This is a genomic window from Streptomyces sp. NPDC087844, from assembly GCF_044742785.1.
Classification (GTDB): Bacteria; Actinomycetota; Actinomycetes; order Streptomycetales; family Streptomycetaceae; genus Streptomyces.
Genome location: NZ_JBIUVD010000016.1, coordinates 100,692 through 124,989 on the forward strand (window position 1 = coordinate 100,692; position 24,298 = coordinate 124,989).

General features: G+C 71.4%; 14 protein-coding genes and 1 pseudogene. 8 read left to right on the forward strand and 7 right to left on the reverse strand.

Annotated elements, in window-relative coordinates:
• Positions 1 to 43: 43 nt before the first annotated feature.
• The 3 genes from ACIOKD_RS27930 to ACIOKD_RS27940 form a co-directional block, all read right to left on the reverse strand.
• A complete protein-coding gene (locus tag ACIOKD_RS27930) occupies positions 44 to 1,543 on the reverse strand; it encodes an ABC transporter substrate-binding protein (protein WP_402089460.1) in 1,500 nt (499 codons plus the stop codon).
• A 70-nt stretch (positions 1,544 to 1,613) separates the two neighbouring features.
• A complete protein-coding gene (locus tag ACIOKD_RS27935) occupies positions 1,614 to 2,147 on the reverse strand; it encodes a GNAT family N-acetyltransferase (protein ID WP_402089462.1) in 534 nt (177 codons plus the stop codon).
• 51 nt (positions 2,148 to 2,198) lie between these two features.
• Positions 2,199 to 2,675, reverse strand: a complete 477-nt coding sequence (locus ACIOKD_RS27940; RefSeq protein WP_402089464.1) for a hypothetical protein — start codon at positions 2,673 to 2,675, stop codon at positions 2,199 to 2,201.
• 259 nt (positions 2,676 to 2,934) lie between these two features.
• Between ACIOKD_RS27940 and ACIOKD_RS27945 the strand changes: the two genes are divergently transcribed.
• Complete coding sequence (locus ACIOKD_RS27945; RefSeq protein WP_402089466.1) at positions 2,935 to 3,405, forward strand: STAS domain-containing protein; 471 nt, start codon at positions 2,935 to 2,937, stop codon at positions 3,403 to 3,405.
• A 492-nt stretch (positions 3,406 to 3,897) separates the two neighbouring features.
• Here ACIOKD_RS27945 and ACIOKD_RS27950 read toward each other — a convergent pair whose 3' ends face one another.
• Complete coding sequence (locus tag ACIOKD_RS27950) at positions 3,898 to 4,326, reverse strand: protease inhibitor (RefSeq protein WP_402089468.1); 429 nt, start codon at positions 4,324 to 4,326, stop codon at positions 3,898 to 3,900.
• Between the two features lie 569 nt (positions 4,327 to 4,895).
• On the opposite strand from ACIOKD_RS27950, the gene ACIOKD_RS27955 reads away from it, so the two are divergent.
• From ACIOKD_RS27955 to ACIOKD_RS27965, 3 genes are all read left to right on the forward strand, one after another.
• Positions 4,896 to 6,515 carry a purine-cytosine permease family protein gene (locus ACIOKD_RS27955; protein ID WP_402089470.1) on the forward strand — a complete coding sequence of 540 codons (1,620 nt, stop codon included), beginning with the start codon at positions 4,896 to 4,898 and terminating at the stop codon, positions 6,513 to 6,515.
• Between the two features lie 175 nt (positions 6,516 to 6,690).
• Positions 6,691 to 7,692 (forward strand): hypothetical protein, encoded by a 1,002-nt coding sequence (locus ACIOKD_RS27960; RefSeq protein WP_402089472.1) that lies wholly within the window; start codon positions 6,691 to 6,693, stop codon positions 7,690 to 7,692.
• A gap of 271 nt (positions 7,693 to 7,963) precedes the next feature.
• Complete coding sequence (locus ACIOKD_RS27965; protein ID WP_402089474.1) at positions 7,964 to 9,133, forward strand: lactate 2-monooxygenase; 1,170 nt, start codon at positions 7,964 to 7,966, stop codon at positions 9,131 to 9,133.
• 77 nt (positions 9,134 to 9,210) lie between these two features.
• Here the strand turns inward: ACIOKD_RS27965 and ACIOKD_RS27970 are convergent, their stop codons facing one another.
• The gene (locus ACIOKD_RS27970; RefSeq protein WP_402089476.1) at positions 9,211 to 11,112 is read right to left on the reverse strand and encodes an RICIN domain-containing protein; all 1,902 of its coding nucleotides are present in this window, start codon (positions 11,110 to 11,112) and stop codon (positions 9,211 to 9,213) included.
• Positions 11,113 to 11,663: 551 nt separating this feature from the next.
• Here ACIOKD_RS27970 and ACIOKD_RS27975 point away from each other — a divergent pair.
• Positions 11,664 to 12,287 (forward strand): annotated as a pseudogene (locus ACIOKD_RS27975) (ubiquinol-cytochrome c reductase cytochrome b subunit); the annotation flags it as partial.
• On the opposite strand, the gene ACIOKD_RS27980 reads toward ACIOKD_RS27975, so the two are convergent.
• Entirely contained in the window at positions 12,259 to 15,366 is a 3,108-nt protein-coding gene (locus ACIOKD_RS27980) for a glycoside hydrolase family 2 TIM barrel-domain containing protein (RefSeq protein ID WP_402089478.1), read from the reverse strand. The pseudogene ACIOKD_RS27975 and the gene ACIOKD_RS27980 overlap by 29 nt on opposite strands.
• A 313-nt stretch (positions 15,367 to 15,679) precedes the next feature.
• Here ACIOKD_RS27980 and ACIOKD_RS27985 point away from each other — a divergent pair, with 313 nt between their 5' ends.
• Positions 15,680 to 18,103: a SpoIIE family protein phosphatase gene (locus ACIOKD_RS27985; RefSeq protein WP_402089480.1), complete on the forward strand. Its 2,424-nt coding sequence runs from the start codon at positions 15,680 to 15,682 to the stop codon at positions 18,101 to 18,103.
• Between the two features lie 42 nt (positions 18,104 to 18,145).
• Here ACIOKD_RS27985 and ACIOKD_RS27990 read toward each other — a convergent pair whose 3' ends face one another.
• Complete coding sequence (locus ACIOKD_RS27990) at positions 18,146 to 20,587, reverse strand: ricin-type beta-trefoil lectin domain protein (protein ID WP_402089482.1); 2,442 nt, start codon at positions 20,585 to 20,587, stop codon at positions 18,146 to 18,148.
• Positions 20,588 to 21,032: 445 nt separating this feature from the next.
• On the opposite strand from ACIOKD_RS27990, the gene ACIOKD_RS27995 reads away from it, so the two are divergent.
• Both ACIOKD_RS27995 and ACIOKD_RS28000 read left to right on the forward strand, forming a co-directional pair.
• A complete protein-coding gene (locus ACIOKD_RS27995; protein WP_402089484.1) occupies positions 21,033 to 22,244 on the forward strand; it encodes an arsenic transporter in 1,212 nt (403 codons plus the stop codon).
• A 172-nt stretch (positions 22,245 to 22,416) separates the two neighbouring features.
• The gene (locus ACIOKD_RS28000; RefSeq protein WP_402089676.1) at positions 22,417 to 24,279 is read left to right on the forward strand and encodes a glycoside hydrolase family 9 protein; all 1,863 of its coding nucleotides are present in this window, start codon (positions 22,417 to 22,419) and stop codon (positions 24,277 to 24,279) included.
• Positions 24,280 to 24,298 lie beyond the last annotated feature (19 nt).

Consider the following 24,298-nt stretch of genomic DNA (forward strand, 5'->3'; position numbering starts at 1 on the left):
GGGAAGTCCGTACGGCGGCTTTGAGCACGTGCGGCGCCGCCCGTCAGCGCCGGGTGCCGACGCCGACGAGGCCGCGCTCGTACGGGTCGAGGAGCACACCGCTGACCTCGGCGCCGACGCCCGTGATGATCCGCTGGTGGACAAGCGGCACGACGGCGTCCGTGCCGAGGATCGCCGCCTCGGCGGTCATCGCCGCGTCCTGCCGCTTCGCGGTGTCGCTGATCGACTCGGCCGAGGAGACGGTCTTGTCGACCGTCTTGTCGCACAGGAGAGCCAGGTTGTAGCTGCCCTCGCAGGTGTAGTCGCTGGCCAGGATGGAGACCGGGTCGCCGGTGTCGAGCATGGTGTTGCGGGCGGACACGAACGCGTCGAACTTCCCGGCCAGCGCGTCGCTCTCCAGCCGCGAGTACTCGCGCACCTCCAGCTTCACCGTGAAGCCGGCCTTCTCCAGCTGCTGCTTCAGCACCTGGGCGACCTCGGGCAGCTCGGGCCGGTTGTCGTACGTGGCCACGGTGACCGTCTTCCCGGTGGCGGCACCCGCCGCGGCCCGGCCGGCCGGCTCGACGCGCTTGTCGGCCGCCCAGGTGAGGGCGGGCCCGTAGACGCCGACGCCGGAGTCGGCGTGTCCTTCGTAGACGCCCTTGGCGAGGGCGGAGGTGTCGATCGCCTCGCGGGCGGCGGCCCGCGTCCTCGCGTCCTCGAAGGCACCCGACCCGGTGTTGAGCAGCAGGCTGGTGGTGCGGGTGGTGGCGGTCTCGCGGCGGGTCGCCCTGTCGAGGGAGGCCGCCTGCGAGACGGGTACGGCCTCAGCGATGTCGGCCTCGCCGGTGCGCAGGGCGTTCGTCCGGGCGGTGCCGTCGGCTATGAACTTCGCGTCGACGCCCGACGCCTGGGCACGGCCGCCCCAGTAGTCGTCGAAGCGGTCGAGGGTGGCCGCGGTGGTGCCGGTGGTCCCGGTGAGTTCGAAGGGGCCCGTGGCGGTGCCCACGGGGCTGACGGCGTCCTTCTTCGCGTACGCCTTCGCCGAGAGGATCACCAGGCCGGGGCTGGACAGGCGCAGTGGCAGGGCCGGGTCGGGGTCGGCGGTGCTGACGCGCACCCGGCCGCCGCCCGCGTCCTCGGCGGTCAGTTCGACGCCGGAGAGGGCGGCGGTCACGGGGTCGGCGCCCGCGGCGCGGGTGAGGGCCGCGGCGACGGCCTTCGGGGTGACCTCGGTACCGTCCTGGAAGGCGGCGTCCCTCAGGGTGAACAGCCAGCCGCGGTCGTTCTCGCGGGTCCACGACTCGGCGAGGGCGGGGGCGGCGACGCCGTTGGCGTCGAGGCGGGTCAGACCTTCGGTGACGCCGAGCCTGCTGAGGAGGGTGGCGTCGGCGCCGTACGGGGAGAAGTTCTCGGCGGGCGGGAAGGCGAGCGCGACCTTGAGCCGGGCGCCCGCCGCACTGTCGGAGGACCCGTCACCGCCGCCGGCGGAGAAGCAGCCGGTGAGCAGGGGGGCGAGCAGTAGTCCGGCGACGAACCTGCGACGGCGTGGCAGAAGGAGCATGGTCACTTTCATTCGGTGCGGGGTGCCTGGTGCGAACGGGGCCGCGTCGTCAGGGCGGGAGGACTTCGAATCAGGGCAGGGGGACTTCGAAGTGGACGATTCCCTGGCCGCCGCCGGGTTCCTCGCGTTCGTCGTGGACCGCCTTGCCCAGCGAACGCCAGAACGCCTCGGCTCCGGGCACCGACGGGTCGGTGTGCAGATAGGCGGAGCGATAGCCGCCGTCGGCCGCCGCGAAGTCGAGCAGCCCCGCGACGAGTAGCCGGGCCAGACCCTGTCTGCGGTCCTCGGGGCGGACGTACACCCGGCGCAGCTGGGCGGTCTCGCCACTGGGGTAGCGCTCGGCCACGTGGCGCGGGTTCGGCGGGTGGGCCGGGCCGCGGGAGTCGAGGGCGGCGGTCGCGGCCACCGTTCCGTCCCGTCGGTCGACGGCGACCAGCAGGGTGTGGCGGACGGGCGCCACGTAGGCGCCGTGGAGGTCGATGATGTCCCGGTGCCAGCGAGGTACGTACCCTGTGCCGAAGTCCCGGTACACGGTGTCGAGCATCACGGAGCGGGCGCCGTCGACGTCGTCGGGGGTCGCCGTTCTTATGCAGTAGTCACGCACTTGCGCATCATATGCATTAAGGCTGTACGAGTCCGCCCCGGGGCCGGTGGATCAAGGCTGTACGGGGTCGCCCGGGGGCGGGCCGGTCCGCCGCCACGACCCCTTCCACACGACCCAGACATGCCCGTCGGGGCCGTGGTGCACGTTCAGTCCGTCGACGACGGCGAGCAGCGGCAGGTTCTTGGCGCCGGCCGGGTCGCCGGCGTCCAGCGGGACCGCCACGTCGTCGGTGGCCGCGACGGTGATGCCCGAGGGATCAGCCGTGAGGACGATCCGGCAGGCGTCGGCGGCGCTGCGCGCCAGCAGGCATCTGCTCGCGGAGCAGCCCGCGTCGAGGACCGGGGAGACGAACGACACCGGGGCATCGATGACCTGCGTCACCGCCACGGCAGCCGCCTGGGCGGCGAACTCCCCGTCCTGGCGCGCGAAATGGGCCGTGAACTCCATCTCCCGAACCGGTTCCATGAGCCCGTGCTCGGTGAGCAGCGCGGGCCCGTCAGAGGAAGCGCGTACCGGCGTTCCCACCACCAACCCTCCTTGGCCGGGCAGTCGTACGAAGTGCGTGGTGCGGCCAGGGACTGGGGCAGCACGGCGACTGTACGTCGGCAACACACCCATGAACAGGGCGCGTTGGGCAAACATAAAGACCAAAAGTCAACGGCTATAGCCGAAGTTCACTAGGTCGAGTGAACTAGATCTTGCGCGGAGCGCGGTATGGACGGTTCCGGCGCGGTACGGGTAACAACCGAGATCGAATACGCCCGCCCCTGTACGAGGGGGAGCCGACATGCCACCCCAACCCAATGATCATGCCGCCGGACCGCCCGAGGGCGGCACCGAGGGCCCCGGGCTCGCAGGCGCGGCGGAACCCGGGCCCGGGAGCACGGCGGAGTTCCGGCCGCCTCCGGCGAATCCGTATGCGCACAGTTACCCGGGACCCGGCTTCGCCGTCGTCGAGGTGCTGGGCGAGATCGACATGGCGACGGCCGGCACCCTGAGTGAGCACCTGGACGCCCTGACCTCGGGCGCGGCGCCCCAGGTCGTGGTGGACCTCCGGGAGGTCGAGTTCTTCGACTGCTCGGGGCTGCGGGCGCTGTGCCGGGCCGAGCGCCGGGCCGGAGAGCGCGGCGGCGCCCTCCGCCTGGTCTCCGACCAGCCCCACATCCACCGCCTGTTACGCGCCTGCGGCCTCCTGGGCCGCTTCCCGCCCCTGGCACATCTCCCTCCCGCACCTCCTCCACCGACTCCCGAAGACTGAGGAGATCTGCCGAACCGTCTTCCCGAGCCGTTCGAGATGGGCGTGGAGCGCGCCCGAGCCCCGCGGCCGGGTCAGGCTCCGACGACTCAACTCCCGCTCGCGTCCAGCCAGTTCGGTACACATCCGCTCCGGTCTCCCGCCGGTGCGCAGCGGGCCAGGACCGCGGCGATGGCCCAGAAGGGGTGCCCACCGCGCCGCGGGAGGACGACGATCCGGGCCGGCCGGGCCCCGGACGCCGAGTAGGCGGCCCTCCACGACTCCGGACATCGCGAGGTCGGACCCCGCAGCGCCACCGCCCGCGATACAGCCGATGAACCCGATGGCGTCGATGAAGCCGGACACACCAGGGCCGGCGGAGAGACGGCCCCACTCCGTCTCTCCGCCGGCCCCTGTTGCGAGGTCACGCGGCACTCCGCGACGGGACTCGCACTCCCCATCCGCATCCGCGGGCCTCCGTCGACGCACTCGGAGGACCGCGCGACCCCGGCCCTTTCAGTACGTGAAGACGGTCGTCCCGTAGGAGTTCTTCACGCACTCGTTGGAGAAGGTGCGCTCGTAGGAGATCCGCTTGCCCTGCCAGACGCCGTCGACCGTGACGACGACGGGGTCGTACTCACGGGTGCACAGGACGTCGGATCGGGTCGGCAGGGCATCGAAGTCCCCGCCCACCGCGCGCAGTTCGGCGCAGGCGGAGACCGCGTCCGGGTGGGTCCCCGAGGCCGTCGGCGCACAGTTCAGGGTGACCGCGCGTTCAGGTGTGGCTTCGGCCGCGATCTCCCCGTGGCCCGTGGTGAACACCAGGGACGAGGGGGCGTAGAGCGCGTGCGGCGAAGGGGTGGCGAGGGCGGTCCCGGCCAGGGGACCGCAGACGGCGGTGGCCGTCAGGGTGATCGTCGCTGCCCAGCGCGCGGTGTTCGGCATTGTGTGCATCCTTCCGCTCGGTCGATCGCCGCACCGACTCGGTTCGGCCGGTGCGGCGAGCGCGAGTCTGCCGATTCCGCGGCGGAAACACACGTCGACCCCACGCGTTTCAGTAACCTTGCGTATTGAATCAGTGGCGTGAAGTGACGGAAATCGAACGCGTCTCCCTTGGGACTGAGCGGGCGCCAGGTCACGGCAGGTACCCGCTGGCCGGATATCCCCTGCTCAGCAATAGGCCTGAAACATTCCGCCGAGGCTGAGCCGCCGACCGGGAGGCCGCCGCCTCCCGGATGCGGGGGTCCCGCGAGCCCGCCCCGTGCACGCGTGTCCCGACGGGCCGGGCGCTGCCCCCAGGTGGCGTAATCCTCCACCACGGGCCGTAAAGATGGATGGTTCATCCACTGGTGCGGCCCTCGGTCCGCGCCATAGCTTCGGCAGACCACCGCACCAGGGGACGGCTTCCCCGCGCTGCGCGCACCCTCGCACAGCGACACGCCGTCCCGTCAGCCGCGTCACCACGCGCTCCCCCGCCCAGCCCGCCAGGGCCGGTCCTTCGCTGGAGCCCCTCCTTGTCCCAGAACGCCCTCGCCTCCTCCGACTCGCCCGCCTCCTCCGTGGCGTCACCGCCCTCGCTCACCGAGGTCGAGCCGTACGGTGTCGAGCGGATCCCCGACGCGGACCGCAGCGCGAGTCCGCTCGACCTCTTCCGGCTCGCCTTCGGCGGGGCCAACACCTTCTCCACCTGCGTCCTCGGCGCCTTCCCCATCCTCTTCGGGCTCTCCTTCTGGCAGGGACTCGCGGCGACACTCCTCGGAGTGCTCGCCGGCGCGCTGATCCTGTGCCCGATGGCGGTCTTCGGACCGGTCAACGGCACGAACAACGCCGTCTCCTCCTCCGCCCACCTCGGCGTGCACGGCCGGGTCGTCGGCTCGTTCCTGTCCCTGCTCACGGCGATCGCGTTCTTCTCGATCTCGGTGTGGAGCTCCGGGGACGCCCTGGTCGGCGGTGCGCACCGGCTCTTCGGCCTGGAGCGCGGCGACCTGTCGTACGTCGTCGCCTACGCGCTGTTCGCCGTCCTGGTCCTCGCGGTGTGCGTGTACGGGTTCCGCTTCATGCTGTTCGTCAACAAGATCGCGGTGGTCTCGGCGACCGTGCTGTTCCTGCTCGGCCTGGCGGCCTTCGCCGGGGACTTCGACCCGTCGTACACGGGAATCTTCACGGCGTCGGCGGACGCGGCGACGCGGGATCTGTTCTGGCCGTCGTTCATCGGCTCCGCGCTGATCGTGCTGTCGAACCCGGTGTCCTTCGGCGCGTTCCTCGGCGACTGGTCGCGCTACATCCCGGCGAACACCCCGCGGCGCCGGGTGGTCGGGGCCGCCTTCCTGTCGCAGATCGCGACCCTGCTGCCGTTCGTCTTCGGTCTCGCGACCGCGAGCATCATCGCGACGAAGGCCCCGGAGTACGTCGACCCCGAGGCCCCGAACTTCGTCGGGGGGCTGCTGGCCATCTCGCCCGGCTGGTTCTTCCTGCCGGTGTGCCTGCTCGCGCTGATCGGCGGCATGGCGACGGGCACGACCGCGCTGTACGGCACGGGGCTCGACTTCTCCTCCGTGTTCCCGCGGCTCTCGCGGGTGCAGGCGACGGTGCTGGTGGGTGTGCTGTCCATCGCGTTCATCTTCGTGGGCCGCTTCGGCTTCGACCTCGTCCAGAGCATCTCGACGTTCGCCACGATGATCATCACCTGTACGACGCCGTGGATGGTCGTGATGATGCTGGGCTTCCTCACCCGTCGCGGCTGGTACGACCCCGACGCGCTCCAGGTCTTCAACCGACGCCAGCGCGGCGGCCGTTACTGGTTCACGCACGGCTGGAACTGGCGCGGCATGACCGCCTGGTGGGTCTCCGCGCTGCTCGGTGTCCTCTTCACGAACATCCCCGGCCAGTTCGTGGGACCGCTCGGCGATCTGGCCGGCGGGGTCGACATCGGCCTGCCGATCTCACTGGCCGTCGCGGCTGTCCTGTTCCTGGGCCTGCTGTGGTTCTTCCCCGAGCCGAGAGCGGCGTACGGGCCGAAGGGCGCGCGGCTGGTCCGTACCGTGGACGTACCGGTGCCGCCGATCACGGGACCAGGGGCCGAGGCCGATCACGGGGCCGGGGCGAACCGGGGTCCGATGGCGGCCGACCGCTGACGGCCGACGGCTCCTGACGGCTCCCGACGGCTTCCGACGACGATGGTCAGCGGTCTGCCGTGGCTGCTTTCGAGGGGTGACTCCGTGCGGGTTCCGACGACCCCTGACAGCGAAATCCGGACAGCTCCCGCGGCAGGGGCTGCCCGGGAACGCGGCCTTCGTAGACTGCCCCGCCATGGGAGAGATCTACGGACTGGGCGAGATCACCTGTCCGTCCGGTGAGTTGGTGATCGTCGACGGCGGTCATCTGGGCATGTGGAGCGGGGAGGGTTCACCGGCGCTGGTGGACCCGGGAGCGTTCGGTGTCCGGGATCCGGCGGTCGCCGCCGATGTGAGCGCGGCGACCGACTTCCTGATCACCGGCCCCGACGCCGACACCGCGGCCCACTCCTTCGGCCGGCAGCTCGGCCGGACGCTCCACGACATCCCGGCGTCCGGGGTCGCGCAGCTGGTCGAGCTCTTCGGCGCGCACTGCCGGGAGCAGTGCCTCGACGCCGCACTGGAAGCCCGCGCCGAACGGGTGCCGCACCGGGAGCGGGTACGACAGTGCGCGGAGCGCGGCGGAGGCTGTTTCCTGATGCACGGGGTGCCGGTCGTGGCGCTCGGCGGCGTACCCCGGGACCGTCCGCTGCCGGTCCTGGCGACGGACAGCGGCATCGTGGTCACCGTCGGCCCCTCCCCCGCCGTCAAGTCCGTGGAACTCGGGGAGATCCGCGTCGACTGGGCCCGTCTGCTCTTCGGCGACGCCGACGCGCTGAGCGCCTGGCGGCACGACGACCCCGTCGACGGGCTGGCCGACGTCGCGTTCTGGGGCGCCGCCGAGGCCGACGCCGCCACCGAGTTCACGGCTCCCGATCTGGGTGAGCCCGGTGAGAAGGGCGTGAAGGGCTGGACGGGACTGCCGGTGCCGGACGCGATGCGCCTGGCCACCGCGCTCTTCGACTGGAAGGACGCGGACCCCCGAAGGCGCCTGATGGTGGACTTGCGCCCGCACTCCCACCACTGGCAGATCATGCGAGCGGTCCGCGCCTCCCCGCTGGAGTCCGGCACCGTACGGGTCGGCGGCGCACAGGTGCTGTGCGCGATGACCGGCCAGGGCGACGGCTGGTTCCCGGTCACGGCGGACCTGGACCCGACGGGCCGCCTGGTGTCCGTACGAGTGTCGTTCCCTGAGTGAGCCTGCCGTCGGCGACGGACCCCGGCCACCGGGTCGGTGGCGTCCCGCCCACCGGGGTGCGGCGGCTTCGCGAGTTCCTGAGCAGCGGGGGCGTGCTGCCGGCGGGCCCGGGACGCGCCGAGCGGGTCCGGACTCCGGCCGCCCGACCCCGCGTCAGGCGTGTCCTCGTGCTGGACGGATCTTGCCCCGCTCGTCAGGATCGTCGCGGGGCCGCGGGCGGGAACGGCACGGTCCCGGCCACCGGATCCAGGGCGAGAGGCGGAGCGTACGGATGACGAAGCACTGGGCGGACTTCCAGTACGAGATCTATCTGAACGGGATGACAGGAGCGGTGCCGCGGCTGCCCACCGATCTGACCCGGCTGGAGGAGCTCACCGAACAGCGGCTGGGGCCCGGCCCGGTGGGTTATGTGGCGGGCAGCGCGGGCAACGGCAGTACGGCACGGGCCAACCGGGCCGCGCTGGAGCGCCGCCGGATCGTGCCGCGCATGCTGCGGGACGTCCACGAACGCGACCTGTCCGTCGAGGTACTGGGCCGCCGGCTGCCCGCGCCCCTCGCCCTCGCGCCGGTCGGCGTCCTGTCGATCATGCATCCGGACGCCGAGCCGGCGGCGGCCCGGGCCGCCGCAGCACAGGGGGTTCCGTTCATCCTGTCGTCCGCCTCCAGCACGCCGATGGAGCAGGTCGCGGAGGCGATGGGCGACGGTGAACGCTGGTTCCAGCTGTACTGGGCGAAGGACCGCGAGGTCACGAAGAGTTTCCTGGACCGGGCGAAGGCCTGCGGGTTCACCGCGCTGTTCGTCACGCTGGACACGCCGCTGCTGGCCTGGCGGCCCCGCGACCTGGACCAGGCCTACCTGCCGTTCCTGCACGGCGTGGGCACCGCCAACTACTTCTCCGACCCGGCGTTCCAGGCAGGTCTGGCAAAGCCCGTGCACGAGGACCCGGACGCGGCCGTCATGCACTTCGTCGGGATGTTCGCGGATCCCGCGAAGACCTGGCCCGACCTGGAGTTCCTGCGGGACACCTGGGACGGCCCCATCGTCCTGAAGGGCGTCCTCCACCCCGACGACGCCCGACGGGCCGTCAACGCCGGGATGGACGGCGTGGTCGTCTCCAACCACGGCGGACGTCAGGTGGCCGGTGCCGTGGCCGCCGCCGACGCGCTGCCGAGGGTGGTCGAAGCCGCCGGGGACCGGCTGACCGTCCTCTTCGACAGCGGGATCCGCACGGGCGACGACATCTTCAAGGCATTGGCGCTGGGCGCCGAGGCCGTGCTCGTCGGGCGCCCGTACGCCTACGGGCTCGGCCTCGACGGCCAGGCCGGCGTCGAGCACGTCATCCGCTGTCTGCTGGCCGAACTCGACCTCACTCTCGCTCTGTCGGGACACGCCGGCCCGTGCGACCTCGGCGCCGACGACCTGGAGGAGGAGACCGACTGAACACCCGCCCGCCCGCCCGCCCAGCCGGTCGCCCGCCCAGCCGAACTCCGCCACCGACTCTGCGACGAACGTGCCGGTCACAGACCGAGGCCGCTGACCGACCTCACCAGCAGCAGGTGCGAAGGTAGCGGTTCGGCGGGCGGCGGCCCGGAGTCATCGACCGTGGTGGCCCGGCGCTCCGTATAGGGACTCGACGCGGAGGGGTTCGACCCCGCCGGTTCACCGGGTTCGCCCTGTTCCCCCGGTTCCTTCGGTTCCTTCGGTTCCGAGACACGCGGCACGGCATCGCACGTCGGCTCGGTGCACTCGGGCCCGGACCCGGCGTTCGAGCCGATCCGCGTGTCGGCGGCGGACGGATCAGCCGAGGGCTCGCCGGACGGCGCGTCCGTTCCCGCTATCGACAGCGACTCGGGCGTCGCCCTGGTGCCGTCGGTGAGCCAGCGCTGGTCGTCGCCGCGGTCACGGATCTTCACCACGACATCCGCCTCGACCTCGTCCGCGGCGGGAGCGACGGCCAGCTCCGCCTGCCAACGGGGCAGCAGTTCGCCCCGCACGGTGAGGTCGTACCGCACGTCGTCCCCCCTCTTGGCGGACGCCGCTGCGCAGCTGCCCAGGACGACCACGCCGGCGTCGACATGGGAGTCCAGGCACAGCTCGGGGTCGGCGGCGCTGCGCAGGAGGCCGTCCTTCTCGTACGACCACTTCTGTGTTCCGACGGCCGAGCACGTGTCCAGTTCGGCGCCCGCGCCGGCTCTCGCCCTGTCGCCCTTGATGTCGAGGCAGAGGTCGGCGGCCAGGTTGCGCAGCCGGGTCCGGATGGGCCCGGTGGGAAGGCCCGCCGAGCCGGGCGGTGACGACGACCTGGCGGGCGGTGCCTGCCCGCCCGGGGTGAGCCCGGCGGACGCGCCGGCGGTGGCCGACGGATCGGCACCGTCGTCGTCCTGCGACCACAGACTCGTGACCAGGACGGTCGCGAGCAGGGCCACCGAGACCAGGCCCGCTCCGGTGAGGAGTGCCTTCGAGTACCGCGGGCCCGGGGAGGAGTGCCGCCCCTGCCTGGTGGAGAGCTGGAACAGCACCCGGGGGCGACGCCCGCTGACAGGGCGTCTGCCGGTGTGCCGGCCGGCCCGGACCGCCGAAAGCCCGCTGTTCGGCCGCGATTCGAGATATCGACGAGCACCCCAGCCGAGCACGCCTTCGGCGAGCAGTCCGCCGAGGCCACCCTCGAAATGGCTCAGTTGTTCGGCCGCGTAACGGCAGAACCGGCACGCCAGCAGATGGTGCTGCACATCGGGGAGCAAGGCGCCACCACGCCGAATCGGAACATCCAGGAGACGGTTGTAGTGGCGGCAATCCTTGTTCGGCGCGAGTTCACGATGGGCCCGTACACAGCCTTCGCGGAATTTCTCGCGGGCCTGCTCAAGCGCCGCCGACGCGTTGTCGACATCCATGCCCAGCAGACCGGCCGGTACGGATATGTGCTCGGCCTCGACCTCGGTGTGCCAGAGCACGCACTGCGCGAGTCCCGGGAGAGCCTGGAAAGAACGTTCCGCGAGCTTGCGATTTTCCGGTGTCATGGACTTCGTCACGCGCATACCGCGACCACCGGCCGGTTTACGGAGATCCGGAAGGGCCTCGGATATACGGTCCTCCGCGGCCCACACCTCGATGATGTCCCGTACGGCCACCAGGAGCTGGGGGCGCAGGGCGGCGGCGGACCCGGCGCGCCGGAGACGTTCCAGTACCCGCTGGAAGGCGGCGGCGGTGACCATCGAGGCGACGTCCGCCGAGGAGGCGAGACAGATGACGGCGTAGTCGTGCGTCGACTGCCAGTGCCGCGCGAGCAGGAGCGCGACGGGGTGGGTGAGTTCGCCCTCCGGCTGCGCCCTGAGAAGGGCGGCGAGACCCTCGTCGGATTCTCCGGGGGCGGCACCGGAGGCGGGCGGATACGGCGGACGAGGCGGGTGGGGGGTGTGCACTGAGCGGTTTCCTTCCACAGCACGAGGTGGCGCACAGGAGTTCTGACCGCCGAGAAGGAGCTCCTGGCTGGTGCGTACCTTTCGGGCTTGGCGCACGGAAAGCGGCCGGGACGTCGACCACGCGGCATCCGCCGACCGCGAGCCTTTCGGGCCCGACGGCACGATGAAATCCCGAACGGTGCATCAGACCTGGCCATTGGCCATGTGCGAGGAAGTTCACCCTTGCACATGACGCTCACGCCCAACAAGGCACGTGAGCCACTTCGGCGACATTCGCCCATTGAAGGAAAGTCAGTGTCCATCCCGGTCAACTCATAACGGGGCGGAACGGTTCGGCAGGATATTGGCCGCCGAGCGCCCGGGCTGAAACGTGCACCCGCACCCGATGCCGCACACCTCTGAGACCTGTGTCACATTCCGCCGCGCGCTGTCACAGCTCGGCCCCCCGGAACCGTCGCAGTAGTGAGCGCGCTACGGGAGGCACACGCATGTCCGGAAGTCCGGCACCTCAGACCCACGAGCGACCGACCTCGGCGACGCGGCAGATCCTCATCGGCGCCTATCCGTTCCTGGAGTCCTGGGTCACCGGCGACAGACGCGAGCACCATCTTCTGGACCGGCCGCGCAACCGGCCGATCCGTACGTCCATCGGCGCCGCGTGGATCAGCGTCTATCTGATTCTGCTGGCGGGCGGCGGCAACGACATCGTGGCCACCCGCCTCCATCTGTCGATCAACACGGTCACCTGGGCCGTCCGGATCGCCCTGTTCGCCGTCCCGGTACTCGTCTTCGTGGCGACCCGGCACATCTGCCTCGGTCTCCAGCGCCGGGACAGGGAACTGGTGTTGCACGGCCGCGAGACCGGCGTGATCAAACGGCTCCCGCACGGCGAGTACGTCGAACTGCACCGGCCCCTCTCCCCCGCCGAACTGCACACCCTCACGCAGCACGAGCAGCCCCGGCCGCTCGACCCCGGCCCGGCCGAGGACGCGAACGGCGTGCCGGGCCCGAACGGGCGGGCGCTGAACCTGCGGACCCGGCTCTCTCGCGCGCTGTACGGCGAGGGCGCCCAGGTCGCGAAGCCGACGGCCGAGGAGCACCGGGCGGCACATGGGTTCGGCGAGGACCGGGCCGGCGGGCGGGAGGTCAGCGAGGCGGGACCTCCAGGCAGCTGATCCGCAGAGCGCCCCGGGCCTCACCGGGGTGGCGGCTCCTCATGGTGATCCGGAGCCGGCTGCCGCGTACCGGGTCGAAGGTGACCGCTGTCGGCGCGTCGGACGCGGTGGCCCAGTCGATGCCGGCGCGCTTCACGGGCCGGTAGCGGTGACCGTCCCAGAAGGTGACGTCCAGCCGGGCGGGCAGGGAGTGCGTGGCGTCGACCGTGAAGGAGAGCTCGATCCGGTCGGCGGTCCGGGCCCGGCCCCACCCGACGGACACCCAGTCCTCCTCGCGGGCGCCGTCGAAGGCGGGCAGCAGGGCCGTGGCCGCCTTGAAGAACGCGTTGGACCAGCCGGTGGCCGGGTCTCCGTCGAGCATGGCGGCGGGCAGGGTGTCCGGACGGCCCGAGTAACTGGCGTCCGCCCGCGGGTGGTCGGGTGCGCCCGGCCCCGGGTCCGGCGCGACGTCGGGTGCGGGGGTGCGGATCTGGGGCCGTGCGGCGGTGGCGCGCACGGTCACGGTCGCCGTCCGCAGCCCCGCCGAGCGCGCCCGCAGCCTGAGCCTTCCCTCCCCGGTCCCGGCGCGGACGATCGCCAGAGCCTTGCCGTGGAAGGCTGTGCGGGTGCTCGCCTGGTAGCGCTCGGCGCTCTCCTCGCGCCCGTTGTCGACGCCGGCCAGCGATCCGCCGTCGACGTCGAAGGCGATGGAGTGGTCGGCGCCGGGCACCACCACACCACGGGCGTCGATCACCTCCGCGGTCACGAAGCACAGCGAACGGCCGTCCGCCGCAACGGACTTGCGGTCCGGTGTGAGCCGCAGCGCGTGCGGCTCACCCGCGGTGCGCAGCACATCGGTGGCCACGGTCCTGCCGTCGCGCCTGGCCACCGCCTTCAGCTCACCGGGAGCGAACGGCACCTTCCAGGTGAGGTGCAGTTTGCCCGCGCTGCCGGTCGGACTGGTGTAACTCCCGGGCCAGGGCCCGCCGATGACGGTCTTGTCGTCGCCCGTCGCCTCGGTGGTCTCCAGGTACGTCCGTCCGTCGGTGGTCTTCTTCTCGTCGAACTTCCTTGTGCCCAACGACTTTCCATCGAGGAAGAGCTCGACCGTGTCCACGTTGGAGTAGGCCCAGACCTCCACGGTGTCGCCCGCTTCGTGGTCCGTCCAGTTCATGGGGAGCAGATGGACCATGGGTTCGTCGGTCCACTGGCTCTTGAAGAGGTGGTACATGTCCTTCGGGAAGCCGGCCGTGTCCACCGCACCGAAGAAGGACGCCTTCACCGGGAACACGTCGTACGGCGTGGGTTCGCCGATGTAGTCGATGCCCGACCACAGGAACTCCCCCGTGAACCACTTCCGGTCCCGGTCCTTCTTGAGCCCGTACTCGCCGCTCATCGTCCAGGAGGCGAGGTTGTTGTCGTACGAGGAGGCGTCACGTCGGCCGGGAGTGTGGTTCTCGCCCGTGTTGAGGTGCTCCGGCTCCTGGTAGGCGCCCCGGGTGGAGGTCTCGGACGAGGACTCCGACTCGAACAGGAACAGGTGCGGACAGCGGGCGTGCAGGGCGTCGACCGAGGCGGCGGTGTTGTAGTTGAGGCCGAGTCCGTCGATCTTGGCGAGCATCAGGTCGGCGGGCGAGCCGACGGCGGGCAGGCTCCGGTACTTGTCGGAGCCGATCACGATCGGCCGGGTCGGATCCAGTCGCCGCACGTCGTCGATGAGCCGGTCGGCCATGGCGAGGCCTGCGGTCGAGGTGGAGTCGGGGATCTCGTTGCCTATGGACCACAGGACGACGGCGGGCGAGTTGCGCGCCGCCAGGACCATCTCCGCGATGTCCCGGTCGGACCACTCGTCGAAGAAGCGGCCGTAGTCGTACCGGTTCTTGCCGCGCCGCCAGCAGTCGAAGGCCTCGACCATCATCACGATGCCCAGCCGGTCGCAGGCCTCGACGACCTCGGGTGCCGGTGGGTTGTGCGAGGTGCGCAGGGCGTTCACGCCCATCCCGCGCATGATTCGCAGCTGGCGTTCCACGGCGTCCGCGCCGACGGCGGAGCCGAGTGCGCCGAGGTCGTGGTGGAGGTTGACGCCGCGGAGTTTGACGTGGGTGCCGTTCAGGGTCATTCCGTCGTCGGCGTCGAAGACGACGCGACGGATACCGAACGGGGTGCGGTAGGTGTCGGTGGTCCGGCCGTCGACACGGAGTTCGGTGTGCAGGGTGTAGCGCCGCGGCCGCTCGCAGGACCACAACTTCGGCTCGGGCACGCTTACTTGATGGTCCGCGATGCTCGTGTCCCCGACGTCGACCGTGCTCGTCCGCCGGGCCACCGTGCGGCCGTCCGGGTCGACGACCGCGGATCTCACCTCGACCCGTCTCGCGGTGCCCGACGCGTTCACCACACTCGTCCGTACGCGTACGAGCGCCTGGTCGTCGTCGATCTCCGGGGTCGTCACGTAGGTGCCCCAGCGCTGGACGTGCACCGGCTCGGTGACGATCAGCCGCGCCTCGCGGTAGATGCCGCTCCCCGAGTACCAGCGACTGCTGGGCAGTTGGTTCTTGACCTGGACCGCGACGACGTTGGCGGTGGTGCCGTCCGTGTGCAGCAGGTCGGTCAGATCGAGGGCGAAACCCGTGTAGCCGTAGGGGTGTTGGCCGACGAGTTCGCCGTTGCAGTACACGGAGGAGTCCATGTACACGCCGTCGAACTCGACGGAGATCCGCTTTCCCTCGTACGCGGGCGGCAGGGGGAAGGCGATCCGGTACCAGCCAAGGCCGCCCGGCAGGAAGCCGGTGCCGCTGCTGGTGCCGTGGTCGGTGGTGGGAGTGAGCTCGACGCTCCAGTCGTGCGGCACGGAGATCCGCCGCCACCGCGAGTCGTCGTAGCCGGGTTCGGCGGCCCGGGCGTACGCGCCGGTGGGGTCGGTGACGCCGGACAGGTCGACGAGCGCGAAGCGCCAGCCGTCCCGGAGCGGGATCGACCGGCCTCCCGTCCCGGTCCGGGCCCGGGGCACGGCCCCCTCGGCGGCCCAGGAGTCCGAGGCCCCGGCCAGGGCCACCGGAGTGGCTGTGCCTGCGATCAGTAGAGACCTGCGCGTGACCGTCACCGCGTTTCCCTTTCGTCAAGGGCTCACATGTGCGCACGACTACTCGCTCGCAACTGCTCGCTCACAACTACTCGTGGACAAACGGATTCTGACAGTGCGACACATGTGCCCGTCAAGGCCCCGGTAAGCGCGTTCTGTCCGTCCTGGCACATCGGCCCGAATCCCCCGTCGGCGGACGGGGCCGACAGGAGGAGGCCGGTGCACGGGAGGCGGGAACCGCCGCGCCGTGTGAGGAGGGGCCGGACGCACTACCCTGGAACAGAAGTGACGTGTCTGTTCACCGTGAGTGTGTGCGCAATGGAGTGGCGGCGATGTGAGGAGCCACAGCGAGACAGCGGGTGACGGTCCGGGCTATCCGTTCGACGAGAGCTCCACGGCAAGGGCCGTCATCGACGGTGACGGCATCGTCGTCGAGTGGAACGAAGGCGCTCGACGTCTGCTCGGGCACGCACCGGCCGATGTCGTGGGCCGGGCCGCCTCGAAGCTGCTGGCGCCGGACGCCGGTGAGCTGCGGCGTCCGTCGGCCGGCAACCGCTGGATCGGCACGCTCGCGCTGCGCCGTGCGGACGGCCGCACCCTGCGCGTCTGGCTGCTCGCGCACCGGCGGCGCCCCGAGCTGGGCGACCGCAGCGACTGGCTCGTCGTGACCCCGCTGGAGAACGGCACCCTGGAGGCGCAGGACGATTCCCTCGCTGCCACCTTCCTCGACCAGTCGCCCTGTGCGACCGCGATCTTCGACGAGCGCCTCCGGCTGCGCAGGGTCAACGCGGTCATGGCCGAGTCGATGGCCCTCCCGGAGGAGCACATCCGTGGCCTGCGGCTCCCGGAGATCGGCGGCGGGCCGCAGAACGAGGAGCTGGAGGGGCACATGCTCCGGGTGCTCCTGACCGGCAGACGCGAAGACGTGCAGACCTGTCTGGGCACCGCTCCCGAGGGCCGCGCCCAGGCCTGGCTGGCGCGGATGGCGCCGCTGACCGACGCCGAGGGCCGGGTGCGCGGCATCTGTCTGTCCGCCCACGACTTCACCGAGCAGTACCTCGCCCGGGAGCGACTGCAGCTCGTGAACGAGGCGAGCATCCGTATCGGCTCCACCCTCGACGTCACCCGTACGGCGCAGGAGCTGGCCGATGTCTGTGTGCCCGCGCTCGCCGACTTCGTCAGCGTCGACCTGGTGGATCCCCCCGACCGCGGCGGCGAACCGTACACCGGACCGCTCCTCGCCCCCGTGAGTCTGCGCCGCGCCGCCCACCGGTCGGTGAATCCCGGCGACCCGGAGTCGGTGGTCAAGCTGGGAGAGGTGGACACCTATCCCGCCGGCTCACCGCAGGCCGACTCCCTGGTGGCCGGCCGGCCCATCGTGGCCGCCGATGCCGCGACCACCCTCTCGAAATGGCTCGCCCGGGACCCGGTGCGCGCCGACCGGGTCAGGGAGCACGGCATCCACTCGACGATGTCCGTGCCCGTCCAGGCCCGCGGCGCGACCCTGGGCGTCGCGGTCTTCAGCCGGTTCCGGCGGCCCGATCCGTTCACCGCCGACGACGTGCTGCTGGCCGAGGAGGTCACGGCCAGGGCGGCCGTCTGCATCGACAACGCCCGCCGGTTCTCCCGCGAACGCGAGACCGCGATCGCCCTGCAGCGCAGCCTGCTGCCCCGGTCGCTGCCGCGCACGGCCGCCGTCGAGGCGGCCTCGCGCTATCTCCCCGCGGCACGGGCCGGGGTGGGGGTGGGCGGCGACTGGTTCGATGTGATCCCGCTGTCGGGGATGCGGGTCGCCATGGTCGTCGGGGACGTCGTCGGCCACGGGCTGCAGGCCTCCGCCACCATGGGCCGCCTGCGGACCGCCGTGCGCACCCTCGCCGACATCGACCTGGCACCGGACGAACTGCTCACCCACCTCGACGACCTGGTCGTCCGGCTCTCCGCGGAGGACAGCGAAGGCACCACCGGCGAGGTCGGCGCCACCTGCCTGTACGCGGTCTACGACCCGGTCACCCGGCTCTGCACCCTCGCCCGGGCCGGTCATCCGCCACCGGTGATGATTCCGCCCGGCGGGCAACCCGAGGAGATCGACGTACCGCCGGGGCCGCCGCTGGGCCTGGGCGGGCTGCCGTTCGAGTCGACCGAGCTGCGACTCGCCGAGGGCACCGTCCTCGCCCTCTACACCGACGGCCTGATCGAGAACCGCGAGCGTGATCTCGACGAGAGCCGGGCGCTGCTGTCCCGGACGCTGGCGCGGACCTCGGGTTCCCTCGACGAGACCTGCCACGACATCCTGCAGTCGCTGCTTCCTCCCACCGGCGCCCCCGACGACGTGGCCCTGCTGCTGGCCCGGACGAAGGGTCTGCCGTCCTCCCAGGTGGCGACCTGGGAGGTGCGGGACGATCCCGCGCTCGTCGGCCCGATCCGCAAACAGGTCGTCCGGCAGCTGGAGGCCTGGGACGCGAGCGAGGCGGCGTTCACGACCGAGCTGGTGGTCAGCGAACTCGTCACCAACGCGATCCGGTACGGCGAACGCCCGATCCGGCTGCGGCTCATCCACAACGCCTCCACCCTGATCGTGGAGGTCTCGGACTCCAGCCACACCGCACCGCATCTGCGCCGCGCCAAGACGTTCGACGAGGGTGGCCGCGGGCTGCTCCTGGTCGCCCAGCTCACTCAGCGCTGGGGCAGCCGCCACACCACCGAGGGCAAGACGATCTGGGCGGAGCTGGTGTTCGGCGAGGACGGCCAGGGCTGAGACTCCCTGCCGGGGGCGTCCGGGGCGCGCGCCCCGGACAGGTCAGTGCCCGCCGCCGTAACCTCCCCCGCCGTAACCGCCTCCGCCCCAACCGCCTCCTCCATGGCCGCCCCCTCCTCCGTAGCCGCCGCCGGACCCGTCGTCGTACCAGCAGTAGTAGCCGTAACAGGTCCAGCCGGAAGCGGAGGCCGTGGGCTGCGGGGTCGGGGTCGCCCCGGAAGGCGTGGGTTTCGGTCCGGGGGGCGGCGGTGCGGTGCGGCTGGGCTTCGGCTCGACGGTCGATGTCGGGGCCGGCTTCGCCGTTTCGCCGTCCGTGTACGAGGTGATCCACTCCATCTGGAGCGAGTCCACCGAGGTGTCGATCTCCCAGCGCTGGGCCGGTCCGTCGTTACGGGACTTGAGGACCAGCCCCGCCCCGTCGTCCCCCGAGACAGGGGCAAGCGCGAGCGCCGGCTGCCCCAGGGGGACGACATTTCCTTCCAGGGTGAAGTCGTAGCGGGCGCCCGCCCGGTTCTTGTCTCCGTCGCACGCCCCCAGACGGACCGAGGAGGGGGTCCCGGAGTCGAGGCACAGGTCGTTGTCCGCCAGGCTCCGCAGCAGCCCGTCGCTCTCGTACGACCACTGCTGCCGCTCCGAGGCGGTACAGGTGGCGAGGACGACCTCCGCGCCCACGCCGACCTTGCCGTCGGCGATACCGGCGCAGTCGCCGCTGCCCTGGTTGCGCAGTCGTCCGGCGAGAGCGCCGGGTCCTGTGTCGCCGGCGCCGATCCTGGTCGGGACCTCGTTCGGCTCCTCCGCCGCCGTCCCGACGCCCGAGGAACGTGTGGGTTCGTCCCCGCCACCGGCCCACAGGACCAGCGGTACGAGGACGCATGCGCCGACGACGAGTACGGCCAGGGCGAGGTCCCGGCGCCGCCGCGGGAAGCGCCTGTCGGTGTCACCGGGGTCGCCGGCGCCCGCGTGCGGCAAAAGCCGCAGGGCGTGGCGGGGGCCGGGGTGCCGGGCACGGCCCGCACCCAGGAACGAACCGCCACCCAGGTACGAGCCGATGCCCACGGGAGTCCCGGCGCCGGCGGTCCCCGGGGCCGCACCCGCACTCGGCCGCGGACCTACGCCCGCCGCGGAACCCGGCCGGGAGCCGACCACTCGGCGGGGATCGGCCACCCGTCGGGGATCGGTCTTCCGCCTGGGACTTGCGCCCCAGACGGAGTCGGGATCCACGTCGAGCGCACCAGCGAAGCCGGGGTCTGGGCCGGGGCCGGGAGTTGTTCCGGGGCCTGTGGCGGGGCCAGTTTCGGGGCCTGGACCTGGACCTGGGTTTGGGCCGGGGCCGGGGCCAACGCCGGTACCGGGACCGGAACCGAGGCCGGAAGCGAGGCCGGAACCGGGACCGGGACCGAGGCCGGAACCGGAACCGGAACCGAGGCCGGGACCGGGACCGGGACCGGGACCGGGACCGAGGCCGGAACCGGAGCCGGAACCGAGGCCGGAACCGGAGCCGGAGCCGACACCCGGATACAACCCCGCCTCCGGATACGAACCCCCGGTCGAGTAGAAGTCGGCCCCCGGGTGGCGCCCGGTGTCCGAGTCGGGGCCCGACCCCGGTGCCGTGGAGACGACGGGCCCCGCCGTCGTCTCCTCGCCCCCGGGCCGGCGCCCGGGCCTGGAGTCGAGGTAGTCCAGGGCCGCCCACCCCAGTACCCCCTCGACCAGCAGAACGGACAGCCGGTCTCCCGACTGGTCCAACTGCTCGGCCGAGTACGGGCAGTGCTCGCAGGTGGTCATGTGCTGTCGCAGGTCGGGGTCGACGCTGTTGCCACCCCTCCGGAGCGAGACGTCCAGGAGCCGGCTGTAACGGCGGCACTCGTCGTCGGGAGCGAGTTCGCGATGCGCTTCGAGGCAGTACTGACGCAGCAGTTCCCGTGCGCGCTCCAGCGCCTGGGAGGCGTCCCGGACAGGAAGACCGAGCAGCCGGGCCGGTACGGCGAGTTCCTCGGCCTCGACCTCCGCGTGCCACAGGACGCAGCGGGCGGCCTCCGGCAGCCGTTGGAACGCGAGGGACACCAGGCGCCGGCCGTTCGGCGGGAGCAGCCGAACCGCGGCCGGATCACTGTCCCCCGGAGCGGTCTGCAACTCGGGACTCAGCATCCCCCGGCGTTTGTCCGCGTCCCATTCGCCCGCTATTCGGCGCACGGCGACCAACAACTCCGGCCGCCAGGCCGCTCTGGGCCCGACCTGTCGAACGGATTCCCCGAAGAGGCGGGTGAATGCCGCGGTGGCGAGCATTCCGGCGTACTGCACACCGTTCGTACACAGACGAGCGTACGAGAAGACGGGTACCCAGTGCCGACCCAGCAGTTCCCCCGCGGGATAGCGGGCGGGTGTCCCGCCCGACCCCTTCTTCAGTTCTGCCGCGAGCCGCTCGTCGGTCGTATCGAACAGACTACCGACCGCGGGGGAATTCAACGGGGTCGCGTCGTTCACGTGCACTTTCCTCCAGAGCCCCATGCGAAATTAGTCCATACCAACGAGTACGGAAATCACTGTCTGCACGCCGACAAGCTGCACCTTGGCACAGCGAACCCTCAGGCAACAAGAGAACGCTCTCAATTCCCTTCACCCGCACATGTTTCGTAGGAGACAAAGTGTCAACAGGGAGTCGGGGCAATGCAATTCACCATGGGCACCGACACCGTTATTCCGGTGGAATATGCAACCCGAGAGCGAGCAGAAGGACTGGGCGGCGACACTCGCACCCCCGTCCACCTCGATGCTCCGTCGTCTGATTCGATTGCGCAGAACGACAGAACAGCGGAACGACCGAACGACCAAACGAAACCGACAACCTCTTTCCAAGGACGAACCCCTGAGCTCGACACTCGCGACCGCCCTTTCCGCTCTTCTGCTCGTAGCGGTACTGGCCGGTGCCGTGATCCGGCCGTTCGGTCTGCCGGAGGCCACCGTGGCCGTCCCGGCCGCGGGACTGGTGATGGCCACCGGCGCCATCTCCACCGACCACGCGCGGGCCGAGGCCGAACTGCTCGGCCCGGTCGTGGGCTTCCTCGCCGCGGTGCTCGTGCTCGCCAAACTCTGCGACGACGAGGGACTCTTCCGGGCCTGCGGCGCCTGGCTGGCGCGTACGTCGAAGGGGCGTCCGCAACGCCTGCTGGCCGCCAACTTCCTGCTCGCGTCGGTCATCACGGCCGTACTGAGCCTGGATGCCACGGTCGTCCTGCTCACCCCGGTGGTGTTCGCCACCGTGGCCCGCCTCGGCGCCCGGCCGGGGCCCCATGTGTACGCGTGCGCCCATCTGTCGAACACGGCGTCGCTGCTGCTGCCGGTCTCCAACCTCACCAACCTGCTGGCGTTCACGGCCAGCGGGCTGAGCTTCACCCGGTTCGCCCTGCTGATGGGTCCCGCGTGGGCCGTCGCCGTCGCCGCCGAGTACCTGGTCTTCCGGCGCTTCTTCGCCGACGACCTGACCGAACCGAACGACCTGGACGAGGGCTCACCGGCAGCGGCCGAGGCCGACCCCGTCGAGATGCCCGCGTTCGCGCTGGCCACGGTCGCCTGCACCCTCGCGGGATTCGTCGTGACGTCCGCGGTCGGCGTCGAGCCGGCCTGGGCGGCATTCGCGGGAGCCCTCGTCCTGGCCGTCCGGGCGCTGGTCCGTGGGCGCACCACCCCGCTCGCCGTCGCGCGGGCCACCTCGCTGCCCTTCCTCGCCTTCGTCCTGGCCCTGGGCATCGTGGTGCGCGCCGTGGTGGACAACGGCCTCTCGGACGCGCTCGGTCACCTGGTCCCCGACTCGTCGGGCCTGCTCGCACTCTTCGGCATCGCGGTCCTCGCCGCCGTGCTGGCGAACCTCATCAACAACCTGCCCGCGGTCCTGGTCCTGCTGCCCCTGGCCGCGACGGCGGGCCCCGGACCGATCCTCGCCGTCCTGCTCGGGGTGAACATCGGCCCGAACCTCACATACGCCGGTTCGCTGGCGACCCTGCTGTGGCGGCGGATCGTCCACCAGCACGAGCACAGCGTGGATCTCGGTGAGTTCACCCGCCTCGGCCTGCTCACCGTGCCCGCCACACTGATCCCGGCCGTGGTGGCACTGTGGCTTTCACTGCGTGTGTTCGGTACCTGAGTTCACGTGTTCGGGACCTGAGTCACGCGTACGGGCAAGGTCCTGCGAAGGGCATTGACCCTGTGACATGGCCATGGAATGCTCCGCTTTGGGAGCGCTCCCACCGTTCTGTCGTCCGCGCCGGACTCCACTCATGGACCCCATTCCAGGCACCGGGAGACGCTCCATGCCCATGTTCCCTCACGTGGACCGCCGCCGTCCGACGAATCGTCGGACCAAGAGCGCCGGAAGGCGCAGGACGGCCGGGCTGCTGACGGCTGTCCTGCTGACCGGCGGCCTCGCCCTCGCGCCCGGCGCGGCCGGAGCGCCGTCCGCCGCCGATCCCGCCGCGGCCACCACGCCCGTACGGGTCAACCAGGCGGGCTATCTGCCGGACGGCCCCAAGCGCGCCACGGTCGTCACCGCGGCCTCCGAGCCGCTGCGCTGGCGGTTGCGCACCGCGTCGGGCGCCACAGCCGCCTCGGGCCGAACCGTCGTGCACGGCATGGACGCGGCCTCGGACGAGGCGACCCACGTGGCGGACTTCTCCGCGTTCCGCAGGACGGGATCGGGTTTCGTCCTGGTGGTCGACGGGTGGAGCAGCGCGCCCTTCGACATCCGCGCGAACCTCTACGACGGTCTGCGCTCCGAGTCGCTGGCCTTCTTCTACCACCAGCGCAGCGGCACGCCGATCGAGGCCTCCCTGGTGGGGCCCTCGTACGCACGGCCCGCCGGGCACCTCGGGGTCGCTCCCAACCAGGGCGACACGAACGTCCCGTGCCAGGCGGGGGTGTGCGACTACACCCAGGACGTGCGGGGCGGCTGGTACGACGCGGGCGACCACGGCAAGTACGTCGTCAACGGCGGGATCTCCGTCTGGCTGCTCGTCGACTCCTTCGCGCGCGCCGAGCGGGCGGGCACCGCGTCCGCGCTCGGCGACTCGACCCTGCGGATCCCCGAACGCGGCAACGGCGTACCCGACGTACTGGACGAGGCCCGCTGGGAGCTCGACTTCCTGATGCGGATGCAGGTCCCGGACGGCAGGCCCTACGCCGGTATGGCCTTCCACAAGATCCATGACGCGGCCTGGACGGGTATCCCGACGCGGCCCGAACTGGACGCCCAGCCGCGTGAGTTGCACCGCCCGTCCACCGCGGCCACGCTCAATCTCGCCGCGACGGCCGCGCAGTGCGCGCGGGTGTTCAGGCCGTACGACTCCACGTACGCGAAGCGGTGTCTGAGCGTGGCGCGCACGGCGTGGACCGCGGCGAAGGCCGACCCGGCGCTGTACGCGCCGGATTCGGACAGCACCGGCGGCGGCCCCTACAACGACACCCAGGTCACCGACGACTTCTACTGGGCGGCGACCGAGCTGTACGCGGCGACCGGTGAAAGCGCCTACCGGGACGCGGTCACCTCCTCCCCCTGGCACACCTCGGCGGACGCTCTCACCCCGACCGGCTTCAACTGGGCCGACACCGCGGCGCTCGGCCGACTGACCCTGGCGACCGCGCCGAACGGGCTGCCCGCCTCCGACATCCGGCGCGTGAGGGCCTCCGTGACGGCCGCCGCCGACGGGCATCTCGCCACGATGGCCGGGCAGGGTTACGCGGTGCCCATCCCCGCGAACGGGTACGTATGGGGCTCCAACAGCCAGGTCACCAACAACGCGATCGTCATGGCCACCGCCTATGGGCTGACCGGGCAACAGCGGTACCGGGCCGGGGTGTTGGAGTCGATGGACTACCTGCTGGGCCGTAACACCCTGGATCTCTCCTACGTCACGGGCCACGGCGACACGTACTCCCAGAACCAGCACCACCGGTTCTGGGCGCATCAGTACGACGCCTCGCTGCCGAACCCGCCGGCCGGCTCCCTGGCGGGCGGTCCCAACAGCGGTCTGCAGGACCCGGTGGCCCAGGAGCATCTCGCCGGGTGCGCCCCCGCGGCCTGCTACATCGACGACATCGGCTCGTACTCCACCAACGAGGTGACCATCAACTGGAACGCCCCGCTGGCGTGGCTGGCGGCCTTCGCGTCCGAACGCCGCCGGTGAGCTGCCCACCGAGTTCGCA

What these genes read in the sequence shown, in the direction of transcription:
- ACIOKD_RS27945 (WP_402089466.1), top strand. Translation starts at nt 2,935, where the DNA reads ATGCCACCCCAACCCAATGATCATGCCGCCGGACCGCCCGAGGGCGGC.
- ACIOKD_RS27930 (WP_402089460.1), bottom strand. Translation starts at nt 1,543, where the DNA reads ATGCTCCTTCTGCCACGCCGTCGCAGGTTCGTCGCCGGACTACTGCTC.
- ACIOKD_RS27960 (WP_402089472.1), top strand. Translation starts at nt 6,691, where the DNA reads ATGGGAGAGATCTACGGACTGGGCGAGATCACCTGTCCGTCCGGTGAG.
- ACIOKD_RS28000 (WP_402089676.1), top strand. Translation starts at nt 22,417, where the DNA reads ATGTTCCCTCACGTGGACCGCCGCCGTCCGACGAATCGTCGGACCAAG.
- ACIOKD_RS27950 (WP_402089468.1), bottom strand. Translation starts at nt 4,326, where the DNA reads ATGCCGAACACCGCGCGCTGGGCAGCGACGATCACCCTGACGGCCACC.
- ACIOKD_RS27965 (WP_402089474.1), top strand. Translation starts at nt 7,964, where the DNA reads ATGACGAAGCACTGGGCGGACTTCCAGTACGAGATCTATCTGAACGGG.